This is a genomic window from Lysinibacillus sp. FSL P4-0201 (assembly GCF_038593425.1).
GTDB lineage: Bacteria > Bacillota > Bacilli > Bacillales_A > Planococcaceae > Lysinibacillus > Lysinibacillus capsici.
In genome coordinates this window covers 706,577-730,910 of the sequence record NZ_CP151995.1, presented here as the reverse complement: position 1 = coordinate 730,910, position 24,334 = coordinate 706,577, and the positions used below count along the sequence as shown (strand labels likewise).

The window sequence follows — 24,334 nt, the reverse complement described above, 5'->3', positions numbered from 1 at the left end:
AGCATGAACAAGCATTGAAATATACTTTTTCTAAACATTTTCCACGATTTCACAAATATTTTGTACATTTTAGCATTAATAGATTCCTATACAGTCAATTGTAGTCACCATAAGTAAAATTTGATAGAATAATGGTGTGTCTAGCATGTAGACAACATTAAAGGAGCGTATATTTCATGTTCTCAATTTTCAAAAGTAACAAAGAGCAAACAAGTGCTCGTCAATTAAAACGCTACTACAAAATAGTAGATCAAATTAATAATCTTGAAGAAAAGTATGTTGATAAGTCAGATGCTGAATTAAGAGAAATGACTTTTATTTTCAAAAATCAATTAGAACAAGGTGAGCCTATTACATCAATCATCCCAGACGCATTTGCTGTTGTACGCGAAGCCTCAAAGCGTGTATTAGGAATGCGTCATTTTGATGTGCAACTTATCGGTGGTCTAGTATTAACAGAAGGTAATATTGCTGAAATGCCAACAGGTGAAGGTAAAACTCTAGTTGCCTCCCTTCCCTCTTATGTACGTGCATTAGAAGGTAAAGGTGTTCATGTCATCACAGTTAATGATTACCTAGCAAAGCGTGACTATGAGCTAGTCGGTCAAATTCATCGTTTCCTTGGCTTAACTGTTGGTTTAAATGTACCGATGATGGAAGCTGATGCGAAAAAAGAAGCTTATAATGCCGATATTACATATGGTGTTGGTACTGAGTTTGGTTTCGATTATTTACGCGATAATATGGCTTATAGCCTTGCAGATAAAGTGCAACGTCCTTATCACTTCGCCATTATTGATGAAGTGGATAGTGTATTAATCGACGAAGCTAAAACACCTTTAATTATCGCAGGTAAAATGCCTTCCAACGAAGAATTACACCGAATTGCTGCTATGTTAGCGAAACGATTCAAGAAAGATGAAGATTATGACTTTGACGATGAAACAAAGGCTACTTCTCTAACGGATAAAGGTATTGAAAAGGTAGAGGCTGCCTTCAATATCGATAATTTATATGACTTAGAACACCAAACACTCTTCCATTACGTAATTCAAGCAGTACGTGCACATGTTATGTTTAAGCGCGATGTTGATTACATTGTCAAAGAAGACAAAATCGAGCTTGTTGATATGTTTACAGGTCGTATTTTAGAAGGTCGTTCACTTTCTGATGGCTTACATCAAGCGATTGAAGCTAAAGAAGGCGTAACGATTACAGATGAAAATAAATCAATGGCCCAGGTCACAATTCAAAACTATTTCCGTATGTATCCAAAGCTTTCCGGGATGACGGGTACAGCGAAAACACAGGAAAAAGAAATTCGCGAAGTGTACGGCATGGAAGTTGTGCAAATCCCAACAAACCGTCCGCGTCAGCGTATTGATCAGCCTGATCTTATTTTTAACACACAGGAAGCAAAATATAAGTATGTTACAGCAGAGGTTAAAAAACGTCATGAAAAAGGCCAGCCAATTTTAATTGGGACAACATCAATTTTACAGTCTGAAACTGTAGCTGACTATCTGAAAAAGGAAAAATTAACATTCCAATTACTTAATGCAAAAACAGTTGAACAAGAAGTTGAACTTATTTCACAAGCAGGTCAAAAAGGTCGTATTACAGTAGCGACAAACATGGCAGGTCGTGGAACGGATATCATGTTAGGTGAGGATGTACACGAGCTTGGTGGTTTATATGTAATTGGGACAGAAAAGCATGAAAGCCGTCGTGTAGACAATCAGCTACGTGGGCGTTCAGGCCGTCAAGGTGATGTAGGCGAAAGTCGCTTCATTCTCTCTATTGAAGATGATATGTTCCGCCGTTACGCAAAAGAAGAAGTAGAAAAATTCTCTGCAAAAATGATTGTAGATGATCAGGGTATTATTCAAAATAAAGAGGTTCAAGAGCTTATTGACCGAACACAACGAATTGTTGAAGGTTCCCAATATGGCATGCGGGAATATAACCTAAAATTAGACGATGTTATCAATGACCAACGTACCGTTCTTTATGGACTTCGCGACAAAATTTTAGCTGGCGAGGATTTAATGGGTGAACTGAAGAAAATGCTACGTGAAACGGTTGATTTTGCTGTTCATGACGCCGCGCCAGAAGATGTATCTCCAATTGAATGGGATTACGAACAAATGGAGAATGCGCTTAACTCATTATTCATCACACCTGTTTCAATCAACCGAGAAATAGGAAAAACAAAACAAATTCTTGCTGAAATTCAACCTTCTGAACAAGAACTGCTTGATCGCATGGAGACATTCGCTGAAAACGAAAGAGTCATAGAAGTACTTCCTCAAATTATGCTTAGCCATATTGATAGCGGCTGGATTAAGCATTTAGAGGCCATGACGCATTTAAAAGAAGGAATCGGTCTACGTCATTATCAGCAAGAAGATCCAATGCGAATTTACCAACGTGAAGGGCTAGAATTATTCGGTAAAAATTTCCAAGAATTACGTCGTTCTATTATTATAGAAATTACAGGCTTCATGAAAACAGTTGAGGCACAACAGGAGGAACAATAATGGGCTTATTTTCATTTTTTAAAAAATCAGATAAAGTTGTTCAGGAAAACACAATTGACTCAAAAGATTTACTAGGGAATACAACGAAAAATACAGGTGATAATCGCGATGTGGAAACAAAGTTATCATTCCATCCTGAATGGGATGTCCCACAAGAGCAAAAATACATTTTTAACTTCCTAGCGAATGAGCTAGAGCCGTTGAAACCAAATCAATTATCGCTTTCTTCAATTAGTATTGAAGAAGGTCGAGGTGGAAAATGGTTAGTTCGTGCATTTTTCCGTTCCTCTCTACCTCAAGCTATTGAGCTAGGTGAAATTGAGCTTTTCATTATGGATAAAAATGATGAGCTTGTTGCATCTAAAAAATTCGATTTTAAAGCACTTGGTACAATCCCAGCAGAAAGTGCTCGTCCATGGGTATTTGAATTTGAAGAGTCTACAATTAAAGTAGATGAAGTTCCTGAAGATGGCTGGAAAATTGCCTTTAATCTTGTTTCCCTTCGCGGTCATCAATTAGAATTAGATCCATCATGGGAAAAACAGTTACCAGCAGAACAAAAAGAAGAACTTGAGAAAATCGTTAAAACACTACCAAAGCTAGGTGAGACAGAAGTGAATTTCACAGGTTTACAGGCCAAACTAGCTGACAATGGTAATTTAAACGTTTCTATCTTTATTCGTAATGGACATAATAAAGCAATCAATCTAGAACAATTACCATTAGAAATTGTCGATGCTACAGGTAAACAAATTGCCAAAGGTTCCTTTAAAATGGATCCAATCTTAACTGTCCAGCCAAACTCCACAAAGCCTTGGACATTTATTTTCCCAGCAGAGCTTGTTGATGCTAAAGACGCCGACCTTTCTCGTTGGACAGCTCGTGTAACACAATAACCTAATCCCCCTTTCTCTCTTAGTAGAAAGGGGGGGTTTTGTTAAAACAAAAAGCGATTTTTGCCTAGGCAAAAATCGCTACTTTTTATTTCACACTATCAAAACGTTTATAGGCTACTAATTTAGAAGACCAGTAAGAGTACGTAACATCCGAAACTTCTACACCATCTGTACCCGCATGAATGAATTTATTATCTCCGAGATAAATTCCCATATGAGAAATACCTTCTTTATACGTATTCTCAAAGAACACTAAATCGCCAGGTACTGGATTTTCTACATGGGTAGTATTACCGTAAAAATAGCCCTCACTGCTTGCTCTTCCTATTTTTAAACCACCTTGATTAAAGGCATAAAAAATAAAGCCACTGCAATCAAGCCCTACAGGTGTATTTCCACCGTATAGATAGGGTGTTCCAACCAATGTATTGGCAACTTCAACGGTTTTGTTATAAATCGCTTGTCCATTAGCTGTAGGATCTTTCGCAGTTACTTTTGATGGAGTGCCCGTACCTGAAGTCACATTATTATGTATAGTATCACCATCGGGTATCACTGCAGCTGAAGAAAGCTTCAGTACTTGTCCAACAAAAATCGTGTCTCTTTCAAGCTTATTCCAATCCATTATATCCTTAATTGTCACATTATATAGCTTTGCAATTTTTGATAAGGTGTCACCCTTTGCTACTGTATGAGAACTAGATGCTGGTTTTCCAGAAGTTGATGGAGTTGCGGGCTTTACTCCCTCATTCGTTGATTGTTTTTGAATCTCAAGCTTTTGAGCTACAAAAATCGTATCTTTCGATAGATTATTCCACTTCATAATATCCCCAATCGTGACTTGATGATTTTGGGCGATTTTCGTTAAAGTATCTCCTTTTTGTACAGTATATGTTGCTGCTTCCGCTGTTTGTAATGCTAAAAATGAAGTTGCTAAAGTACTTAGAACAAGAATTCTCCATTTTTTTGTCTTTTGCATACCAAAGTGCCTCCGTTCGTGCTAGAATATTCCCTTGTGTGTCTATCATACTAGATAACTATTGCATGAAAAATCGGAAAAACTGACTATTTTTCAAACATTATAGGAAACTTATAGAATACGACGAAATCCGACTATATTGAAATACTATTTTCATTGCAAGATTAGTGTTCCTATGATAATATACACTTCTGTATTTAAAATTTTTAGAAAGTTTTAGCTTTTCAATCTTAAAGGAGTTATTATACTTATGAAAAACATCTTGCATTTCATCAAAGGAAATTTAGCAGTAGGATTACTACTATTTGCCTTGTTCTTGGGTGCTGGTAATATTATTTTCCCACCATTATTAGGCCAACAAGCAGGTGAAAACATCACTGTAGCCATGATTGGTTTCCTTATAACAGGTGTTGGTCTTCCACTATTAGCGATTGTTGCTGTTGCCAAAGCAGGAGGCGATTTACAACTTCTCGCTAACCGTGTTAGTCCTGCTTTTGGGGTGATTTTCACCTCCATTGTCTACTTAGCAATTGGACCGTTCTTTGCTGTACCACGTACTGGATCTGTGTCCTATGAAATAGGCATTGCGCCATTTCTCTCTGAAGGTATGAGTGATCATTGGGCACCACTTTTTATCACATCTATCTTGTTTTTCACGTTAATTCTATATTTATCTATTAATCCTTCGAAGCTCGTTGATCGTGTAGGTAAAATTTTAACACCTGCCCTGCTTTTTGTTATTTTATTGCTTGCTGTTAAAAGTTTTATCTCTCCTATGGGAGAACCAGGAGAAGCCGTAGGTAACTATAAAGTGTCACCTTTAGCTGAAGGCTTTGTACAAGGTTACTTAACGATGGACGTTCTAAGTGCTCTTGTTTTTGGTATCGTCATTTTACAGGCCTTGCGTGATATGGGTATGAAAGATACGAGAAAACAAGTAAAAACAACGATTTTTGCGGGGGTCGTTGCTGCAATAGGTTTATCCTTTGTCTATATCTCTCTAGGGCATATTGGTAATACAAGTATCAATGCAATCGGTATTTCTGATAATGGCGGAAATATTATTGCAAAATCAGCTGAGGTGCTCTTTGGAAGCCTTGGAAGTATTATTTTGTCTGCGACTATTTTACTAGCTTGTATATCCACAGCTGTTGGTTTATTAACTGCTAATGCACAATTTTTCCATAAGCTATTCCCTCAAATTTCATATAAAACGTTTTTAGTTGTCTTCACTATTTTTAGTACAGCTATTACAAATGTGGGGCTTTCAACAATAATTAGTGCATCACTACCTGTACTATTAATCATTTATCCTTTAGCTATGGTATTGATGGTCTTGTCACTAGCTGATCATTTCTTTAAAGGTGGACAAATTGTTTATATTTTAGCGCTCGTTCCAACTTTCCTTGTCAGTCTATATGATGGCTTAAAACAAATGAAAGTTGAAATTACACCTTATGAAACTATCCTGAAAGCATTGCCAATGTATGAGCAAAATTTAGGATGGCTTTTACCAGCAATTGTTGGCGCATCAATTGGTTTTATTATTCATAAATTGATAAAAAAATAATTTACAAGAATCTACTTGCCCATAGCGACAAGTAGATTCTTTTTCTACCTCATATAAGTCCACCACTATAGCGATGGCTTCATGTATAATAAAAATCAGATACTCAATTGCATAATGTAACCATCCATTTAATACCTAATAATGATACATTCTATTTTGAGTTCTAGAAAAGAGGTGTCCAATGAAAAAGTTAATATGGTCATTCGTATTTGTTCTAGGCTTCTTCCTTCTCCCTTTTACAACTACTCACGCTGCTGAAAATGATCAACAGCTTATCAAGGAAATTAAGGAGATTGTGAAAGATACTTACGTTGGAACAATTAATGGAAACTTAGAGAAGGCTACATCCATCTCAGAAATCATGGATATGCTTGATCCTTACTCAACCTACTTCACTAAGCAAGAATTTGAAAATTATATGAATAGCATCAACCTATCTACTATAGGTATAGGTGTGGTGATTGAAGAACACGAAGATGGAATTCATATTTTACAAGTAATCGAAGGCAGTGGTGCTTTTGAGGCTGGTGTTCAGGCTGGAGATATCATTATTGGCGTTGATGGTGAATCCATTATCGGGCGTTCTACACAAGAGGCCTCTTCCCTTTTAATCGGTAATGAAGGGACTAAGGTGGAGGTTACATTAAAGAATAGTGACAGTTCAAAAACTACCAAAACTATTACACGTAAAAAATTCACATTACCAAATGTACAAACTGACCTGCTATTTGGAAATGTGGGCTATATTTCGTTGGCTTCCTTTTCAGAGGATGGTGCACAGCTTGTTAAAAATGCGCTGATAGACTTAAAAAAACGTGGTGCAACATCGTTCATCTTAGATTTACAAAATAATGGTGGAGGTTATGTGACAACAGCTGAAGAACTAACAGGATTATTCCAATCTGCTAAAGTTGCGTATTTATTAGAAGAAGCACATAACTCTTATACCATCCCAGCAGTTCAACAAGATACAAAGTTTCCTAAAGATACCCGTATTCTTGTAAACCGCTATAGTGCCAGTGCTTCTGAAATGCTTTCCGCATCATTGAAAGACCAGAAAGCTGCTATTTTATACGGAGAAACAACCTATGGGAAAGGCGCTATGCAAGGCTTTTACACATTACAGGATGGTAGCTATTTAAAGCTTACAGTTGGTAAATTTACAGGTCCTGCGGGTCATACTATTCATGAAGTAGGCGTTAAGCCAAATGTTCAAACCACAACAGCACCTATTTTCCAGGCACATTATGATGCATTGAAGGAGAAATATCCTAAATATAAACAACTTTCCACGGTAAAAAATATAGCTGATACACAAAAATTTACAGTAAAAATTCCTGCTGGGCTTACTTCTCAAATTGCTAAAAGTAACATTCAACTGGCTGCTTTAGGAGCTAAGGAAGTACCCGTAGCAGTTAAAATTGAAGGTCGAACATTAACTGTTACACCTAAGAGTGCTTTTTCACCAAATCAGGAATATATGCTACTTATTCACCCGAAGAGCAAAGATCAAAAAGGCTACTATCAGCATATAAGAATAAGCAATTAAAAAAACTGTCATCGATAATAAGTATCGATGGCAGTTTTTTATATCACTTCTTTGGTTTTCCAAAAATATAATTGTACAATATCATTTGCAAGTTCTGCAGGTAACCTTTTTTCTTCTAGCAAATTCGTAATGATGAGTCTTTCTATTGAGCCTACTAAACTATCTATCATGATTTTTATATCCACACTATACAATTGTAGATCTTTGTCACAATCATGCAGATAAATAAGGTGGATCAATTGCTGTGTCATTTGGTTTTTCACCAAATGTGCTTGCTTGGATTCAATAAAACCTATTTTTGTTAATTCAGGATTTTCAATTATGTATACGAACAAGTTCAATAACTTTTGCTCTAAGAGCGTGATAAAACCCTGTAATCCATATTCAATAATGTCAGTTGACTTATTATTCATTACTGCCAAGAATCCGCTTTGAAATTGCGCATTCAAATCGTTATAAAGGGCATCCTTGCTTTTAAAATAGAGATAAAAAGTAGGCTGAGTTACATTGGCAGCCTTTACAATGTCACTAATTTTTGTGTGATGATAACCTTTATCAGAAAATAGCTCTATCGCTTTTTCAAGTAATAGTTGTTTACTTTGTTCGCCATTTGAATTAAATTTTCTGCCTCTTGCCATACTTTCCACCTTATCTTAGTTTAGAGTAGTCATATTTCCTTTTGTATTGCTTATATAGACACACTATTCTAAATCAAAAGTAACTATAAATTCACAAAACGTACATAATTTAATCTTGATTATATACCATTTTATTATAATACACCCTGTTTTTTTTTACTATAAACTACTATTAATATGATATTTAAATTAAAAAATGAAAAAGTGGATATCTAAGAATCACTTCTAAGAATACCCACTAATAAATTATATTAAACTATCAATAATTCTGAAATACTATCATGCCATTCAAGTAAACCACTCTCGAAAAGTCCAATATTATACATATTCGCAAATTTAGACATATACTAATTAACATAAAGCAAATCTTTTATTTTGAAAAGTCCTTTTTTTTTGAAAAAATTTTTTAATTTAAATTTTTTTCATGAATAAGTCAATAACTGCAATAGTTTTATCTCACTAACTAGCTTTGAAAAAATTTTTTCTGAAAATCAAACCATTTTACTTTTCAAAAAAAGTGTTATAATCGCCAAGAATTTAAAATTTTCATTTTTGGAGGCATATGATGGTATTACGTGACTTTTTCATTTACTTATCAGAGAACAAATTATTAAACAGCGCTGCACAAAAATATGGTTTAAAAATGGGTGCCCAAAGTGTTGTTGCTGGCACAAGTTTACCAGAAGTTGTGCAATCGATTAAAGAATTAAACAAGGCCAATATTTCTTGTACAGTCGATAATCTAGGCGAGTTCGTCTACGAAAAATCAGAGGCAACTGCTGCCAAAAATAACATTTTAGCTGTTGTACAAGCTATTCATGATGAACAGCTTGATGCACACATCTCTCTTAAACCTTCACAATTAGGTTTAGATATTGATTACGCATTTTGCTATGAAAACTTAAAAGAAATCGTAGCTCTTGCACATCAATATAATATTTTCGTGAATTTCGATATGGAAAACTACGAGCGTTTACATAGCTCTTTTGAATTATTAGAGGAATTACACAAAGAGTATGATAACGTAGGGACAGTTATTCAAGCTTACTTCTTCGAATCAGAGGAAAATATTGAGAAATATAAAAACTTCCGCTTACGTATTGTAAAAGGTGCTTATAAAGAACCTGAAAATGTGGCTTATCAATCTAAAACTGATATTGACCATAATTACTTAAAACTAATTGAATATCATTTGCTACATGGTAAATTTACTTCGATTGCGACACACGATCATAATGTGATCAACCATGTAAAACAATTTGTGAAGCAACATAATATTCCAAATGAAAAATTCGAATTCCAAATGCTATATGGTTTCCGTAAAGAAATGCAGCTAGACCTTGCTCGTGAAGGTTATAATTTCTGCACATACCTACCATTCGGTAATGACTGGTACGGTTACTTTATGCGTCGTTTAGCTGAGCGTCCACAAAATGTTGCACTTGTGACAAAACAAGTGTTTAACAAAAAAACGAACATGGCAATTGGCTTAGGAGCAGCAGCATTTGCACTTGGTCGCCTCTCGAAAAAAGGAAAATAATTATACAAACTTGAAGCTATCCATCAGTTTTGTGTTTTTATCCTTCAGTTAGATCGTTGTATCCCTCACTTTCGGGAAACTATCCAAAAAAGCGAAAACATTGTTAATCAATGTTTTCGCTTTTTTTATTGAGCTTATAGTTTTTAACTCGATACTGTAAACTTTGTCGCCGAATCCCCAACGCAGCAGCCGTTTTGGAGATATTGCCTTGATGAAAGTCCAACGCCTTCGAAATATAGTACTCCTCTACCTCTTTCATATAGACATCTAATGGTCGAATATCCTGTTGATTTTTAATGACAAACAAGTCACTCGTAGAAACCTCTTTTTCCGTCTCCTCACAAGAGCTTTGGATTTTCCATTTGAAATGCACTGGTAGCATATGTGATTCAACTATCGTTTCATTGGTGATTAATGATGTTATTTCATCCAGCAGGACTTCTAATTCCTTTAAATTTCCTGGCCAATCATATTTTAAAAAGGTATCTCGTACTTCTTCTGAAAGCCCGTGAATAGATGAGCCAAAGCTATCACGATGTCTTTTGAAATAATCATCGATAAAGGGCATAATATCTTCTTTTCTTTCTCGTAAAGGAGGTACATAAATCGTAATACCTGAAAAAAGTCTGTAAAGCTTTTTGGATAGCTCATGCTTTTGAATCAAATCAATTGGATCTTTGCCAACACTAGCAATTAAAACATGCTGATGATTAGGATGTTTATTAAAAAGTTCAACAATCTTTTCTTGTGCTTCTAAAGATAAATATTCAATGCGCTCAGCAAAGAAGGTTATTTTCTCCTTTTCCACAATATATTTTTCAAATTGTTTTAATACCGTTTTCTCATCTCGACGGCAAATTAAAGCAATAAACATATCATTTTGTACCTTTAGATCATGATGTATTCCCTCTGCAACCATATCAATCCCAGTACCTGATTCCCCTATTAACACAACAGGCATTCTACTTAGTGCCACAATTTTTGCTTTTTCAATGACATCCTTCATGACTGGTGATACAGCCGTGATGATGTCAAATGTCAATGGAGCGCCATACCTTCTCAATGGCTGATACATCATGTATTCAAGCTGTGTAATATCTCGGGCAAATTCCACAGCGCCTATTAAAGAGCCTTCATAGTGCAACGGATAAATATTGCTTATGTAGGTCACTTCTTGATTTTTTTTATTCCAATACGTTTTTTTTATATTGTGCACTGGCGTTTCAGAGCTGAGGACCTTATAAATATCGCTTTTTTCGATTTCAAAATCAATAATCTCTAAGGCTCGCCTCTCCTCAAATTCATCCTCATTAACGCCTTCTAATTCTCTCATTTTTTTATTGTATATAAGCAATTTGCCCTCTGTGTCTACAACGCAAATTCCCATATCGCCTTTTTCAATGACGTATTTATAAATACTTAGTAGTACATTGTTATCCATTTTGTCCTCCTGTAGTCCATTAAGCTTATTCTAACACCAATATGAAAAGCAGATGCAAAAATTAAAAAAGTTTTAAAATTTGAGTTGATTAATGCCAAATTATATTGCATTATATAATTAACACAAACTTAAAAGGTGCATAATCATTTGGCACTACTTATACCTGGGAGGAAACTGACATGATTCCATACAAACACGAACCATTCACAGATTTTTCACAAGAGGCAAACTACAATGCTTATGTAGAGGCTTTAAATAAAGTTGAAGGTTACTTAGGTCAAGACTACCCACTAATTATTGGTGGCGAGCGCATTACAACAGAAGATAAAATCGTTTCGTACAATCCTGCAAAGAAAACAGAAGTCATTGGTCGCGTTTCGAAAGCAAGCAAAGATTTAGCTGAAAAAGCGATGCAAGCGGCAGATGAAACATTCAAAACATGGAAAAAAGTTGATCCAGCCATTCGTGCGGACGTTCTTTTCAAAGCGGCAGCAATCGTTCGTCGTCGTAAACATGAATTCTCAGCTTTATTAACAAAAGAAGCCGGGAAACCATGGGCAGAGGCTGATGCAGATACAGCGGAAGCAATCGACTTCATGGAATACTATGGTCGCCAAATGCTACGCATTAAAAACGGTCAGCCAGTCGAAAGCCGTCCAGGTGAATACAATCGTTATGACTACATTCCATTAGGAATCGGTATTGTCATTTCTCCTTGGAACTTCCCATTTGCAATCATGGCTGGTACAACAGTAGCTGCTTTAGTAACAGGGAATACAGTGTTATTAAAACCAGCTTCTACAACGCCAGTTGTAGCGTATAAATTTATCGAAGTATTAGAAGAAGCTGGTCTTCCAGCAGGTGCGGTGAACTTCGTACCAGGTTCTGGCGCTGAAGTAGGTGACTACTTAGTCGATCATCCAAAAACACGCTTCATCAGCTTCACAGGTTCACGTGATGTTGGCTTACGTATCAACCAACGTGCATCTGTATTAAACGAAGGCCAAATTTGGATTAAACGTGTCATCGCTGAAATGGGCGGTAAAGATACAATCGTAGTGGATAAAGAAGCAGATTTAGAATTAGCTGCACAATCCATCGTGAAATCAGCATTTGGTTTCTCAGGTCAAAAATGTTCAGCATGTTCTCGTGCTGTCATCGTAGAAGATGTATATGAGCAAGTGGTAAATCGCGTAGAAGAGTTAACAAACGCTTTAACAGTGGGTGACCCAACTGATTACAGCAACTTCATGGCAACAGTTATTGACCAAGCAGCATTCAATAAAATTACAGAGTACATCGAAATCGGTAAAGGCGAAGGTCGTTTAGTAGCTGGTGGTACAGCAGACGATTCAGTCGGCTACTTCGTACAACCAACTGTATTTGCGGACGTAGATCCTTCTGCTCGTATTATGAAGGAAGAAATCTTCGGACCAGTGGTAGCCATTGCAAAAGCAAAAGATTTCGACCATGCGATTGAAATTGCAAACGATACAGAATACGGTTTAACAGGCGCTGTTATCACAACAAACCGTATGAACCTAGAAAAAGCACGTGAAGAATTCCATGTAGGAAACCTTTACTTCAACCGTGGCTGTACAGGTGCTATCGTAGGTTACCAACCATTTGGTGGCTTCAACATGTCAGGTACAGATTCAAAAGCAGGTGGCCCAGACTACCTACAACTGCATATGCAAGCAAAAACAACTTCAGAAATGCTTTAATTTTTACTTCAATAAAATGCCGTACATTGTTTCTTAGTAAGCAATGTACGGCATTATTTTTTGGGGGTGACACAAATGACATATATATATATAGAAGAAACTCATGTGAATTTTGGTTCACTTTCCTTCCCCTATTTAAAACTAACTTTCACACCAAATTATAAAAGCATACTTATTGCCTATAAAACGCTGGTATATTTTATGGCATTTCTAACATTTGACCCTTATCTTGATTGTATAACTTTGTTAAAATGATATCAGTTTAGGAGGGTAAAACTATGAAAAAACTATCAATTTTTATGTTGCTCATGATGCTTGTTAGTCTAGTCATTTGGCAGCCTCAATCTGTCTATGCAGACGAGCTATCAGGACATATGCATGAAAGTGGTCTACGCTATTTAATTCAGAAAGATGCATTACTAAAGGATGCAAATGGAAGCTATCGTCCAAATGCTACGGTTACACGCGGTGAATTCGCCACATACATAGCAAAAGCATTAAATTTGGACACAAAGAACGAGATAACGTTTACAGATGTGTCAGACACATATTTATTTGCAAATGAAATTAAGCTTGCCGCAACTGCTGGAATTATTACTGGTTATACGGATGGCTCATTTAAGCCAGATGACCGTATTTCAAGAGAGCATATGGCAGTGATGCTAATCAGAGCAGTTGATTATTTAAAAATACCAAAAGGTACTTCTTCTATTACCTTCAAAGACAATACAACTATTTTTAAAGATTTCCGTGAGGATGTTGCAATCGGTGCACAATTAGGACTTATTAAAGGAAGCTCCAATGGCATGTTTTTACCAAGAGACAATGCCACAATTGGTGAGGCATCGACATTTATTCTACGATTAATACTTCTTGCTGATCAGCTTGACGCTGGTAAAAATGAAAACAATGGTAACTCCGAAAATACCAGTAATACTAATAATAATGGGAACAACAATAATACTGGTAATACTACCGCATATATCGTCAAAGAAGTTTCCAATGGTAACTTGGTAGACAAACAAACCTTTACTAGCTTTGAAGCAGCTGAAAAGGCGATGACGACTAGTTCCTTAGTGATTACTCAAAATGATAAAATTATTAAAATGACTTCAGGTTATGTTGTAACGACTAATTATGTTGCTCTAAATTCTGAAACGATTAAGGATCAAATCGCAGTTGCGGGTAATACAGAAATGGAGTATCTAGGTAGTGATGCCACACAAGTAAAAGTACGCTTAGCTGGTCATACTGGCTATTTAAAACAGGCTGACGTTACCTTAATTCCTTCTGCTTTAGTGAAAGGCCGTTCTTATTACACAAATGAGTACGGTGAAATAAAACATACTTTATATGATTATAAAACTAATAAATATTCTGCTAGTTACGTGTATGGCAAGGCACCTAGCTTTATGAAGCAGGGTGAGAAATACTTTAGCTGGGATGGCATCAACTTTACCAATGCTGATGGTTCCTCAAAGGGAGAAGCCTATAACTACTATCAGTTCTTACCAGCTCGTGCAGCAACTCAATATACAGCAGATGAGCTAGATCAATATATAGTGGGAAAATTAGCAGAGGTTGAAAGCTCAGGTGCTTCGATTTATAAAAATGCCACAACTAAAAGTAAACTACTTGGTTTAGGCTCTGTATTAAAAGAAGTGGAAGCCAATTCTCATATCAATGCTATGCTTATTTTATCCCTAGCACAGCATGAGAGTGCCTATGGTATGAGTGATCACGCTCAAAATCTAAACAATCTATTTGGCTTATATGTCTATGATACAAATCCACTAAACAAGAAGTTTGATAGTGTGGAAGCCAATATTAATGAGCTAGTAGAAAAATTCCTTCAGCCAAATTATATTACGCCAGGTGGACGTTATACAAATGGCGCAGTTGTTGGTTCTAAGGCTATCGGCTTCAACGTAAAATACGCTTCAGATCCATTCTGGGGGGCAAAAATTGCAGGACATTACTATCGTGCAGAAAAAGCTTTAGGCTTTAAAGATGCAAATAATCCCTATAAAATCGCTCTCACAACAACTGCTGGACTAAATGTTCGTGCAGATGCATCAACAAGTCAAAGTCCACTTTTTACATTTAGTAAAAGTAATATGCCTGTCATCGTTACAGATACAAGCTCAAATGGTTGGTATCAAATTGTTTCAGATAAACTAAACACTGAACCTGGTTATATAAGTAAGGATTATATTAAATTCATTAATACCGTGAAATAACGTAAATGGCTGTCTCTTAATAAATGAGACAGCCATTTACTGTTGTTGAAAAAAGATAAAGTCACTGGCAAAAAGGCCTTTTTATAAGGCAGGAGGTTGATTTCCGTTCCGCCAGCGACCTTTCCAGGGGACGTCCGATGAGCAGATTCACTTACTTACGTTCGCTCTAGGCTCTCCTCTGTGACGCTCAATCAGGAGTGATGTTGGCTCCTCTCCAATCACCCATGTGCATAAGTGTCTTTTTCTTATCTTTCATACTAGCTAGCAAGCAATCTAATTAGCTTTTATTTGTATGATTAGAAAAATTTTATAGCCATTTTTATCAATTAGTTTGTCTTTTTCTTATGTGGGTATATAGAGAATAAGAAAAACGATCCCAAAGGCTAGTACACCTTTGGAATCGTCTCTTAATCAATTATTGTTTTTTATAGTATTGCAAAATACCATTATAAATAGATTCTGCAAATAATTTAACGTATTGATCATTTGTCATTTTACTGTTATCCTCTGCATTCGTTAAGAAACCAAGTTCTACTAGAATAGAAGGGATCACCATATTACGAATTACGTAGTATTGCTCTTGCTTGACACCACGATTTTTCATATTTAAATTGTTGACAATTTGATTATTAACATATGTCGCTAAATCAATGTCTTCCTGATACATATCTCCTGTAGATATTGCATAATATGTTTCAGTACCAGACGCTGACGTATTAGCAGCAGAGTTGACATGAACACTTACAAAAATTTCACCATAGTTTGCTTGAGTAAAGTCTACGCGATCTTGTAAGGATGGATACGTATCACCAGTACGTGTCATATAAACTTTTGCACCAGCATTCTCTAGTAATTGTTTCACTTGTGTGCTGACTTTTAATGTAATGTTCTTTTCAGAAGCAGAGCCCTTTACTGTACCTGGATCTTTACCACCATGACCTGGGTCTAGGATGATAATACGATTTTGTAAAGGTTTAGCTGTTTGATTTAGTAGTTTCAAATAAGACTTGTGAACATAGCCTGATTGGCCATTATAGGTGATTTCTGCCCAGTAACCACTAATGTTATTAACTTGGACATACTCTCCTTTATTCAGCTTAAATAACACGGCTGATGTAGAGTTACTTTGACTGCGAACATTTAAATTAGCAACCGTTACTCTACCTAGCACATCACCAGAAGCTGGTGGTGTTGGATCTGGATTTGGGTTTGGATTTGGCTTTTCTTCTTCCACAATATCCGTAGTGCTATTCGCTACAATATAACCTGGTAAACCATTTACTTGTGTTAAGTAGTAGCCACCAATTGTTTTGTAAACAGGAAGTTTTTCGTTCGCTTTAATCGATGAAATGACTTTTGCAGAAGATGTAGGCTTCACATATAAATTGACAGCATTTTTTGTCGTTACTTCTTTTTCGACTGTTCCTAACGCATTGCCATCTGCATCTACAAATTCTGCATATTGCTTATAGATATAGGCATATGCGCCTTTATAAGTAACCTTTAGCCAATTACTTTCAACAGCGTAGACTGATAATTTACCGCCTGTATTGACTTTGCCTACAATGTTCGTGCTTGAAGTAGAATCTTTTGTCTTACGGATGTTTAACCCATCTGTAGTGACCTTCACTAAGCCAATGACTTGTGATGTATCTGGAACTTGTACACCTTTTACTGGAAGCTCTAATCGATATTTTTCACTGTTTGCACGTGCAACGAATAATGAGAATTGAGAACGTGTTACAGTGCTATTCGGTAAATACGTATTACCTGTTCCGTTTGTAATGCCATTATAATAGATGGTATTGATGTATTTCACATATTCATGTGTAATTCCTACATCAGTAAAAGGAGAGTCGATCCCCTCATACTCACTAGTATCTAAATTAAAAGCCTTTGTTAATACATAACTCATTTCTCCACGAGTTAGAGGCTTATTTGGTAAGAATTGACCTTTTATATTTTTGTCGAAAAATCCTAGCTGTACAGCACGTTCTATATAACCTGACATTTCAGTGCCAACTGTAACATCTGAAAAGCTAGATTTATTTACAACTAATGGTTTATTACCAGAGGCAACAACAACCATTTTAGCTGCTTGTCCTCTTGTAACACTATTATTTGGGCCAAAGACTCTCTTACCATTCACAAAGTAACCTTGAATTACCCCCAAATTTACTAAATAATTGATTTCTTCATAGGCTGGGTGATTTTTAGTAACATCTTCAAATGTTATATTTGAATTGTTAGCTGCACTGACACTTGCACTATGTATCGTAAACATAGAAGCCGAAATGAATAAGACGCACAAGATAAGACTAATTTTTTTGATGTTCAATGTCTTATTTCCTCCCTTCTTGTTCTCTTAACGTGTCCATTTTAACAAAATTAGCTAAATAAAGCATCATACAATAGAACTGTTAAAATTTAATTTTCCAATTCACATCCTTTCCTACAAAATTATCATAAAAATAGAAGAGTCTGCTATTGCAAACCCTTCTTCCATTATACGCTATTCAAAAGATCATTTCTTGCAATCTATGACACAATTAAAGTGTTAACTTTATGAACTTATTGTTGAATTCTTTCAATAAAAACTTTTAATTGTTCGATTTTTAATAATTCATCGGAACCGAAGCTACCGTCTCCGTCACCATTTGTAATGCCATTTGACGCTAGAGTAGAAACATATTCATTAGCCCAGCTCTTTTGAGGCACATCACTAAATGCTACACTTCCACCATTATTTTCAAGACCAAATGCTAGCACTAATACTTTAGCAATTTGTGCACGCGTAATTGGTGAAGACGGGTTGAATTTACCATTTGCATCGCCTTCAAAGATACCTAATTTTGCTACAGCTGCAATAGCACCTGCATGAGCATATGTAGGTTTTACATCTACGAAACTAGTAGTAGTATCAGATGTATCTAAGTTTAAAGCTTTTGCAATTTGTACTGCTACCTCTGCACGAGAAGCATATACGGAAAAGTCAATAGCTGCTTGTTTTACTTCAGCCTGTTGTTGAGCATCAAATGTTGCTACACGTTTAGCACCTACATAACGATCGCCCCAATAATATGGGTCATTAACATTTGAGTAGCTTACACCTTGACCAGTTTGAGAGTGGATCATTTTACCATCACCTATGTATATCCCCACATGTGAAATACCACTACCACTTGTATTGAAAAATACTAAATCGCCAACTTGAAGATCACTCTTGGCAACTGCAGTACCTTGTTGATATTGAGATCCTGACGTACGGTTTAATTGAATGCCTAAGTCTGAAAATACTTTAGAAGTAAAGCCAGAGCAATCAAAACCGCTTGTTGTTGTACCGCCGTATTTATATGGAACACCTAAATATTTAGAAGCTGTATCAGTTAAATCTGCTTTAGACGCTGCTTCAGCAGTATTAATATTAGTAGTTGAAAATAACATAAATGATGCAAAAATCGGTAATAACCATTTCTTATTCATACTTTTGTTATACCCCTCTCAAAACTTTTTTGCCTATACATAGACTATCACAAAAGAGGCGAATGTTATTTTTCAATTGTGTAACGGTTTTAGACAGCAAAAAAACGCTGTAATACCAACGTTTGGTGGTATTTCCAGCGTTAAAAAGGGGATTTTTTTATCGTTATTTGGAACTTTCGTAACATTTCTGTAATATTAGCGATTCTTTGTTACACAACAACTTATTGACTAGAGAACATTTGGACCCAATAGTAATTTCCTTTGTTATCCTGTGCTATTGCAACACCTGTGTTCGTATAGTGCTCTTTTAAAATATTATCTCGATGGCTAGGTGAAGCCATCCATGCCTTAACAGCAATTTCAGGTGTTTTAATATTTCTAGCAATATTCTCTCCAAAACTTGTATAGTTGTAATCAAATAATGTCGCTAAATCCCAGGGTGCCCCATAATATGGAGAAACGTGTTCAAAATAATGGCGATTTACCATGTCCTGTGCTTTAATAATGGCAATTTGTGTCAGTTCCGAATCATAAGCAACAGGTTCTAGCTTATTCTTCTGTCTTTCAACATTAATTAATTCAATCACCTTTTTTGACCACTCAGAAGAAAGGTTTACAGTTGGGATATAATCCTTTGCTAGATAGTCATAGGCTACTTCCAATGCCTTAATTTTTTGCTGAAAAGCCATGCTTCGCTCAACAAATACAGCAAACTGTGCACGTGTTACCAATTGGTCAGGAGCAAAATGCTTAGCATCCACTCCACCAATAATGCCGATATCTGCTAAGGATTCAATATAGTCTTTTGCCCAATGCGTACGCGTAATATCCGCAAACTGGCTATTATTTTTGCCATCTACTTTAATTTGGTAAGCTAGTGCTAGCATTTTTGCCACCTGCATACGCTTTAAAGGCTCTTCTGGATGAAAGGCATCACTTTTTTGAATAACTCCCAGTTTAACAAGCTGGCAAATTTCCTTGTAATATGGATGTGTTGTAGGAACATCCTTGAATTTTACAGGGTTCTCAATGTCAATGTTTGTTTGAAGAGAGCGAGCAATGGCAGCAGCAGCCTCTGCCCTTGTAATAGCTTGCTCTGGCTTAAAAGTGTTGTCTTTGTATGTAGTCATATATTGTTTTGTGAGCATATGTTGAATCGAGGCATTTGCCCAGTATGAATTTGTCACATCTACTACCTTAGCAGACGCTGCTTCTACTTGACTAAAACTAGTTAAACTTCCTACGGTTGCAGCTATTGAAAGTACCATTATACTCAATAATTTTTTCAACAGGGCGACCTCCTCACGTTGGCAAAATGAAAATGTATGAAATGGTACCTCCCAGTCAAAGCGACCATTTATACTATAAGATACGAATTTCAGATGATATAGTTTCACTTTTTTGGAAATTAATATTAGGATTCATTTTTTCTTACTTATAAAAGGAGTTTTCCCGTTATATTGATTGGGAAAACTCCTTTTTTATCATACTATTGAATCATTTTAAGATAGTCTTCTAGAATGCGGTAATTATACACTAAGCCCTGTTGCTCAATTGACAAATTACTATAATCTTTTTGAGCAGCTAACACTTTTTTCTCGAATGAGGAGCTGTCTGGATCAATATTTCCAATCGCTTGAACAACTTTGAGAACGGCAGCCACATCTTTTTCAGCCTGCTTTAAGACATCCTCATTAATGACCTGTCCTTTAATTTTAGAGTCCAATGCCTTATAGGCAGCAACGGCATTCGCCACATCTTCAATATACGTTGAAGAGCTTGGAGACAGTCCCGCTATGATCTCCACAACCTTCTTCACATCAGCTAAACTTTTCTCTGCTTCGAGTAAAAGAGCATAATTGGAGATACGTTGTTTATCTGTCGTATTCAAACTATCATATTCTTTACGCGCCGCTTCCACCATGCCAAAGTAATATTTATCCTTTGGATTCAATTTAGCAATATTATTATAAACCTTTATAACATTATCTAGCGAAAGCAATAGCTGGTCGTTATAAACATAGCGACGTTGATCCGCATTGAGCTTATCATAGGCTTTTAAAATCTTTTGGTATTGGCTATTCATATCTTTTGCCGTTAGCAATCGGTCTATATCTTCTACAATACTCATTACAGGCTTTATTAGCTTTTCCTGATCTTGTAGCACTTTATAATTTTGAACAGCCCTTTGCTGATCCTTTGGTAAAGCATTGTAAGCAGCACGGATTTCTTGAATACGTTTCACATATTGCTTTGGATCAATGGATGGTAAGTCATCAATCATTTGCATGACATTACCAGCCCCTAAAATACTAGACTCCGCTGCTTGCAATAAGTAGTAGTTTGTCACATATTGCTTCATATCGTCAGGTAGTGCATCGTAAAGTGAGCGTGCTCGTGATGTATCTTGAAGGAATGTGTTACTTGAAGATTTAAGTTTACTAATCAATTCCATCACATTAGAGACAGGCTCAAATTTTAAGAGAATATTAATATTATCGATGTATTTTTTTTGATCTTTCGATAATTTATCATACGCTTTACGTGCTGAGTTTACCTTACTAACAAAGTTTGTTGATTCTGGCTCTAGTTCATTAATTTGAACCATCACACTTAAAATTGGTTTCACTGCTTTTTCACGTGTTGTTAAATCTTTAATATTCGTCACTAATTTCTTTTGGTCAGATGACAGCTTATCGTATGCTACACGTGCATTCATCAGCTTCGTTAAATAGTCAGCATCTTGCACTTCTGTTAATTTAATTAGCTCGACTACACTCTGTGCTAATCCCTGTTCATTTTCTGCTGCTACCAGTGCATCATAGTTTACGATCGCTTGCTGCTTCTCTGCTGGCAAGGCATCATAAAGCTCACGCGCTGTTTTCATATCTTGATAGAAAGTTTTACTTGTTGGCTTTAATGAGGCAATGAGACCAATCAAGGAAGCAACATCCTCTACAGCAGTGAGATTAGCATAGTTTGTCACTCGCTTTTGGGAAACTTGATCAAGTGCATTATAGGCTTTACGTGCATCAAGAACCTTTTTTGTATAATCCTTATTTGTTGGATTTAAGGCATCAATCATTTGGATAACCTTGATTACCGCCTTGTTATCCTTTTCGTAGGAGCTTAACATTTTGGCTTGCTCCACTAGCTTCTGTGCGTTCTTATCCATTGCTTTATATTCTAATGTAAGTTCGGCTACCTTTTTGACAAATGTGTCAGGGCCTTCATTTGCTAAGGCTATAATACGGTCATCAAATGCTTTGGCCGAATTGATATAGCCTTGTGCGTTTGTTAGGTCCTGGCTGTTTACTACCTTTGCCTTAAGAGATTCACCCAATTTATTAAACGCTTCTTGTGCTTTTACCACATCATCTTTATACGTTTTTTTAGAAGGGCTTAATGCACTAATTTGCACCATTACGTCAATTGCAGGAATTACATCTTTTAAATCTTTATAATTTTGGACAAATATTTTATTTTTATCATCTAGCTTCGCATAAGCCGTATAAGCTGACTTTGCTTTAGAAATATAGCTTTTAGAGGAAGGATCCAATTTTTCAAATTGAGAGATAACATTAACAACTGATTTATAGGATTTCTCTAAATCTGTTAACACTTTAATATTTGTTACACGCTTTTTAGCTGTTGGTGATAACGCATTGTAAGCTGAGCGTGCAGCCAGTATTTCTTCAATTGCTACATTAGTGGATGCTCCAAGATTCGTAATTTTTTCTGTAACTTGTTCTACGGCTGTTTCTTCATCTGTCAAAGCCTTTAATTCTTCTGTTAGCTTTGTTTTCAAATTATTAAGAGCCATTTCATAGCCACTACCTGTTGCATCTAATTGATCTACTAGATTTTTCAACGAGGCAAGCTGTGTACTGTAGTCAGCAGTAGGCTTTAATGTAGCAATTTTTTTTGATATTTCAGCGTATTTTTGAAACAGTGTTAGTTTTGTAGCACCTTGCACTAACTTTTTATCATTTTCACTTAGCTTGTTATAGGCTGTCCAAGCTGAAAGCGTCTTACTTTCAAAGTTTTTTGCAGTTGGATCAAGGCTATCAATTAACTTATCTACCTTTAAGGCAGCACCTAAATTTTTCTCCCACGCTGTGAGCTCTGCTAGATTATTGACGATTTTTTTTACATTGGACGCATTGATATTCGTGCCTGAAGGGTTATTATAGGCTTCACGTGCAGCTTTAATAGCAGCTACTTTATTAGCTTCTTCTACAACATTAATGGCTTTAATCTTTCCTTCAATATCCTCTGCATATGCAATATTTGCTAACGCCAGATCTAGGTCTCCTATGTTTTTAACAAAACCTTTACCTTCCGTTAAGAGATCGTATTCCGCTTTTATGTCTTTGACTGTTGTACGATATACATCTTCTTTGGAAACACGCAGTCCTGAAATGCTTTTCGAAATATTTGCTGCCTTAAGATATTGTGAAATACTTTCATATTCCGTTTTTAATAATTGTTTGGAGGTAGCATCCAGACTATTGTAGGCTTTCTCAACAGCAGCCACAGTACTAATAAAGCTTGAGGCTGAGGTGAAATCTTCTGGCTTTTTACCTTTTAACTGTGCAATGCTGGAAGTCACTTTTTCTACAGCAGATAAACCTGACAAGGCATCCTTATACTTCTTAAAAGGTGTGATTTTATCATCTTTTGGATTATAAGCTTCGACCACTTTCTTTTGCTCTGCTGTTAGCGCATTATAATTTGCCGTAAAGCTATTCATTCCAGGTGAAATAGCTGAATAATCCGTAGATTTCTCCAATAACTCAACTAACTGATCTAATTCTGTAGTGACAGATTCTGCTTTTGCTGCATCATTTTTTAATTTAGTTAATTTATCAATATCCATTCCCTTGCCTTTAAAATAAACATTGCGTGCTACATCATCATAGCCATATTGCAACGCTGTGCCACGAACTGTGGAGGCAATACTTTTTGCATTATTAACAAGTGCTGCTGTGACAGCTGTTTCAAATTCCTTTTGGACAGTGAAATAACTTTTCTTATTTTGTAAGCCTACATTTAAAAATTCAGTATATTTTTTTTCTAAATCTGAGACATTTTTAATAAATGATTTACTTGTATAGGCTATTCCATTCATTTCATTCCCTATTAGCTGTAATTCACTTAATAGCCTACGTTGCTCCTCAACATAGTTATACTTTGCATTAATAAAGTCAATTTCATCTTTATGAAATTCTGGCTCACTTAGAGTTGCTAAATCCCCTTTTGCAATGACCATTTCGTCAGCAGATGAATTCTCCGATAACTTAGCATATTGAGCAATAAGCTGCTCTCTTGAAGTGGCAGCTGCTACTTCATTCATATAGGTAACTTGCTCTGTTTGTGTTGAGACGCGGGATTGTGCATCATTTTCCTGTGCGTTCGCTATAGCCGTAGGTGCCAATAAAAGACCCGTTATGACCCCTGCTGTCAATTTTCGATTCAATCGAACCACCCTTTCATCGTTTATGTATAGGAAAATGATTGTGTTCATTTTCATTTAGAATTTATGACTTTAGTATCGGTAAAAATTGCTTGATTTCAAGCCATTCTAATATATTTACAAAATGAGACATATCAAAAGTAATTTTTCTAAATTACTAGCTAGAAAAACAGGAAGTTATTTCAATTATACTATACAATGGTGTTATATAAGGTTTTCACCAATTGACATATAATAAGAGATTATGTTTTTTCAATG

Annotated in this window: 14 protein-coding genes; 7 read left to right on the top strand and 7 right to left on the bottom strand. The window is 36.0% G+C overall.

Translation table 11 applies throughout. The features are described from left to right. The first annotated feature begins 176 nt into the window (after window positions 1–176). Entirely contained in the window at window positions 177–2,540 is a 2,364-nt protein-coding gene (gene secA2, locus MKY76_RS03470; protein WP_269897332.1) for an accessory Sec system translocase SecA2, read from the top strand. Beyond that, window positions 2,540–3,436 (top strand): accessory Sec system S-layer assembly protein, encoded by an 897-nt coding sequence (locus tag MKY76_RS03465; protein WP_103117450.1) that lies wholly within the window; start codon window positions 2,540–2,542, stop codon window positions 3,434–3,436. The genes secA2 and MKY76_RS03465 overlap by 1 nt, the downstream gene beginning before the upstream one ends. An 85-nt stretch (window positions 3,437–3,521) precedes the next feature. On the opposite strand, the gene MKY76_RS03460 is transcribed toward MKY76_RS03465, so the two are convergent. Further along, window positions 3,522–4,415 carry a LysM peptidoglycan-binding domain-containing protein gene (locus tag MKY76_RS03460; RefSeq protein WP_342557424.1) on the bottom strand — a complete coding sequence of 298 codons (894 nt, stop codon included), beginning with the start codon at window positions 4,413–4,415 and terminating at the stop codon, window positions 3,522–3,524. Window positions 4,416–4,665: 250 nt separating this feature from the next. Here MKY76_RS03460 and brnQ point away from each other — a divergent pair, with 250 nt between their 5' ends. Both brnQ and MKY76_RS03450 read left to right on the top strand, forming a co-directional pair. Further along, a complete protein-coding gene (brnQ, locus tag MKY76_RS03455; RefSeq protein WP_112117363.1) occupies window positions 4,666–5,985 on the top strand; it encodes a branched-chain amino acid transport system II carrier protein in 1,320 nt (439 codons plus the stop codon). 181 nt (window positions 5,986–6,166) lie between these two features. After that, window positions 6,167–7,534 (top strand): S41 family peptidase, encoded by a 1,368-nt coding sequence (locus MKY76_RS03450; RefSeq protein ID WP_319839933.1) that lies wholly within the window; start codon window positions 6,167–6,169, stop codon window positions 7,532–7,534. Between the two features lie 38 nt (window positions 7,535–7,572). Here the strand turns inward: MKY76_RS03450 and MKY76_RS03445 are convergent, their stop codons facing one another. Then, entirely contained in the window at window positions 7,573–8,172 is a 600-nt protein-coding gene (locus MKY76_RS03445) for a TetR/AcrR family transcriptional regulator (protein ID WP_112117361.1), read from the bottom strand. A 565-nt stretch (window positions 8,173–8,737) separates the two neighbouring features. Between MKY76_RS03445 and MKY76_RS03440 the strand changes: the two genes are divergently transcribed. Then, window positions 8,738–9,712, top strand: coding sequence for a proline dehydrogenase family protein (locus MKY76_RS03440; RefSeq protein WP_036074906.1), 975 nt, complete (start codon window positions 8,738–8,740; stop codon window positions 9,710–9,712). 103 nt (window positions 9,713–9,815) lie between these two features. Here the strand turns inward: MKY76_RS03440 and MKY76_RS03435 are convergent, their stop codons facing one another. After that, window positions 9,816–11,153 (bottom strand): helix-turn-helix domain-containing protein, encoded by a 1,338-nt coding sequence (locus MKY76_RS03435; RefSeq protein WP_342557423.1) that lies wholly within the window; start codon window positions 11,151–11,153, stop codon window positions 9,816–9,818. 179 nt (window positions 11,154–11,332) lie between these two features. On the opposite strand from MKY76_RS03435, the gene pruA reads away from it, so the two are divergent. Together pruA and MKY76_RS03425 are read left to right on the top strand one after the other, a co-directional pair. Then, window positions 11,333–12,877, top strand: a complete 1,545-nt coding sequence (gene pruA / locus MKY76_RS03430) for an L-glutamate gamma-semialdehyde dehydrogenase (protein ID WP_066036915.1) — start codon at window positions 11,333–11,335, stop codon at window positions 12,875–12,877. Between the two features lie 278 nt (window positions 12,878–13,155). After that, on the top strand, window positions 13,156–15,117 hold the full coding sequence (locus MKY76_RS03425) for an S-layer homology domain-containing protein (protein WP_342557422.1): 1,962 nt from the start codon (window positions 13,156–13,158) through the stop codon (window positions 15,115–15,117). A gap of 415 nt (window positions 15,118–15,532) precedes the next feature. Here the strand turns inward: MKY76_RS03425 and MKY76_RS03420 are convergent, their stop codons facing one another. From MKY76_RS03420 to MKY76_RS03405, 4 genes are all read right to left on the bottom strand, one after another. Then, a complete protein-coding gene (locus MKY76_RS03420) occupies window positions 15,533–17,455 on the bottom strand; it encodes an N-acetylmuramoyl-L-alanine amidase (protein WP_257961596.1) in 1,923 nt (640 codons plus the stop codon). A 233-nt stretch (window positions 17,456–17,688) separates the two neighbouring features. Continuing rightward, window positions 17,689–18,600 (bottom strand): C40 family peptidase, encoded by a 912-nt coding sequence (locus MKY76_RS03415; protein WP_009371892.1) that lies wholly within the window; start codon window positions 18,598–18,600, stop codon window positions 17,689–17,691. Between the two features lie 221 nt (window positions 18,601–18,821). Beyond that, the gene (locus MKY76_RS03410; protein ID WP_342557421.1) at window positions 18,822–19,889 is read right to left on the bottom strand and encodes an S-layer homology domain-containing protein; all 1,068 of its coding nucleotides are present in this window, start codon (window positions 19,887–19,889) and stop codon (window positions 18,822–18,824) included. A gap of 200 nt (window positions 19,890–20,089) precedes the next feature. Beyond that, the gene (locus MKY76_RS03405) at window positions 20,090–24,088 is read right to left on the bottom strand and encodes a cell wall-binding protein (protein ID WP_342557420.1); all 3,999 of its coding nucleotides are present in this window, start codon (window positions 24,086–24,088) and stop codon (window positions 20,090–20,092) included. Window positions 24,089–24,334: the final 246 nt, after the last annotated feature.

What these genes read in the sequence shown, in the direction of transcription:
- secA2 (WP_269897332.1), top strand. Translation starts at nt 177, where the DNA reads ATGTTCTCAATTTTCAAAAGTAACAAAGAGCAAACAAGTGCTCGTCAA.
- MKY76_RS03465 (WP_103117450.1), top strand. Translation starts at nt 2,540, where the DNA reads ATGGGCTTATTTTCATTTTTTAAAAAATCAGATAAAGTTGTTCAGGAA.
- MKY76_RS03460 (WP_342557424.1), bottom strand. Translation starts at nt 4,415, where the DNA reads ATGCAAAAGACAAAAAAATGGAGAATTCTTGTTCTAAGTACTTTAGCA.
- brnQ (WP_112117363.1), top strand. Translation starts at nt 4,666, where the DNA reads ATGAAAAACATCTTGCATTTCATCAAAGGAAATTTAGCAGTAGGATTA.
- MKY76_RS03450 (WP_319839933.1), top strand. Translation starts at nt 6,167, where the DNA reads ATGAAAAAGTTAATATGGTCATTCGTATTTGTTCTAGGCTTCTTCCTT.
- MKY76_RS03445 (WP_112117361.1), bottom strand. Translation starts at nt 8,172, where the DNA reads ATGGCAAGAGGCAGAAAATTTAATTCAAATGGCGAACAAAGTAAACAA.
- MKY76_RS03440 (WP_036074906.1), top strand. Translation starts at nt 8,738, where the DNA reads ATGGTATTACGTGACTTTTTCATTTACTTATCAGAGAACAAATTATTA.
- MKY76_RS03435 (WP_342557423.1), bottom strand. Translation starts at nt 11,153, where the DNA reads ATGGATAACAATGTACTACTAAGTATTTATAAATACGTCATTGAAAAA.
- pruA (WP_066036915.1), top strand. Translation starts at nt 11,333, where the DNA reads ATGATTCCATACAAACACGAACCATTCACAGATTTTTCACAAGAGGCA.
- MKY76_RS03425 (WP_342557422.1), top strand. Translation starts at nt 13,156, where the DNA reads ATGAAAAAACTATCAATTTTTATGTTGCTCATGATGCTTGTTAGTCTA.
- MKY76_RS03415 (WP_009371892.1), bottom strand. Translation starts at nt 18,600, where the DNA reads ATGAATAAGAAATGGTTATTACCGATTTTTGCATCATTTATGTTATTT.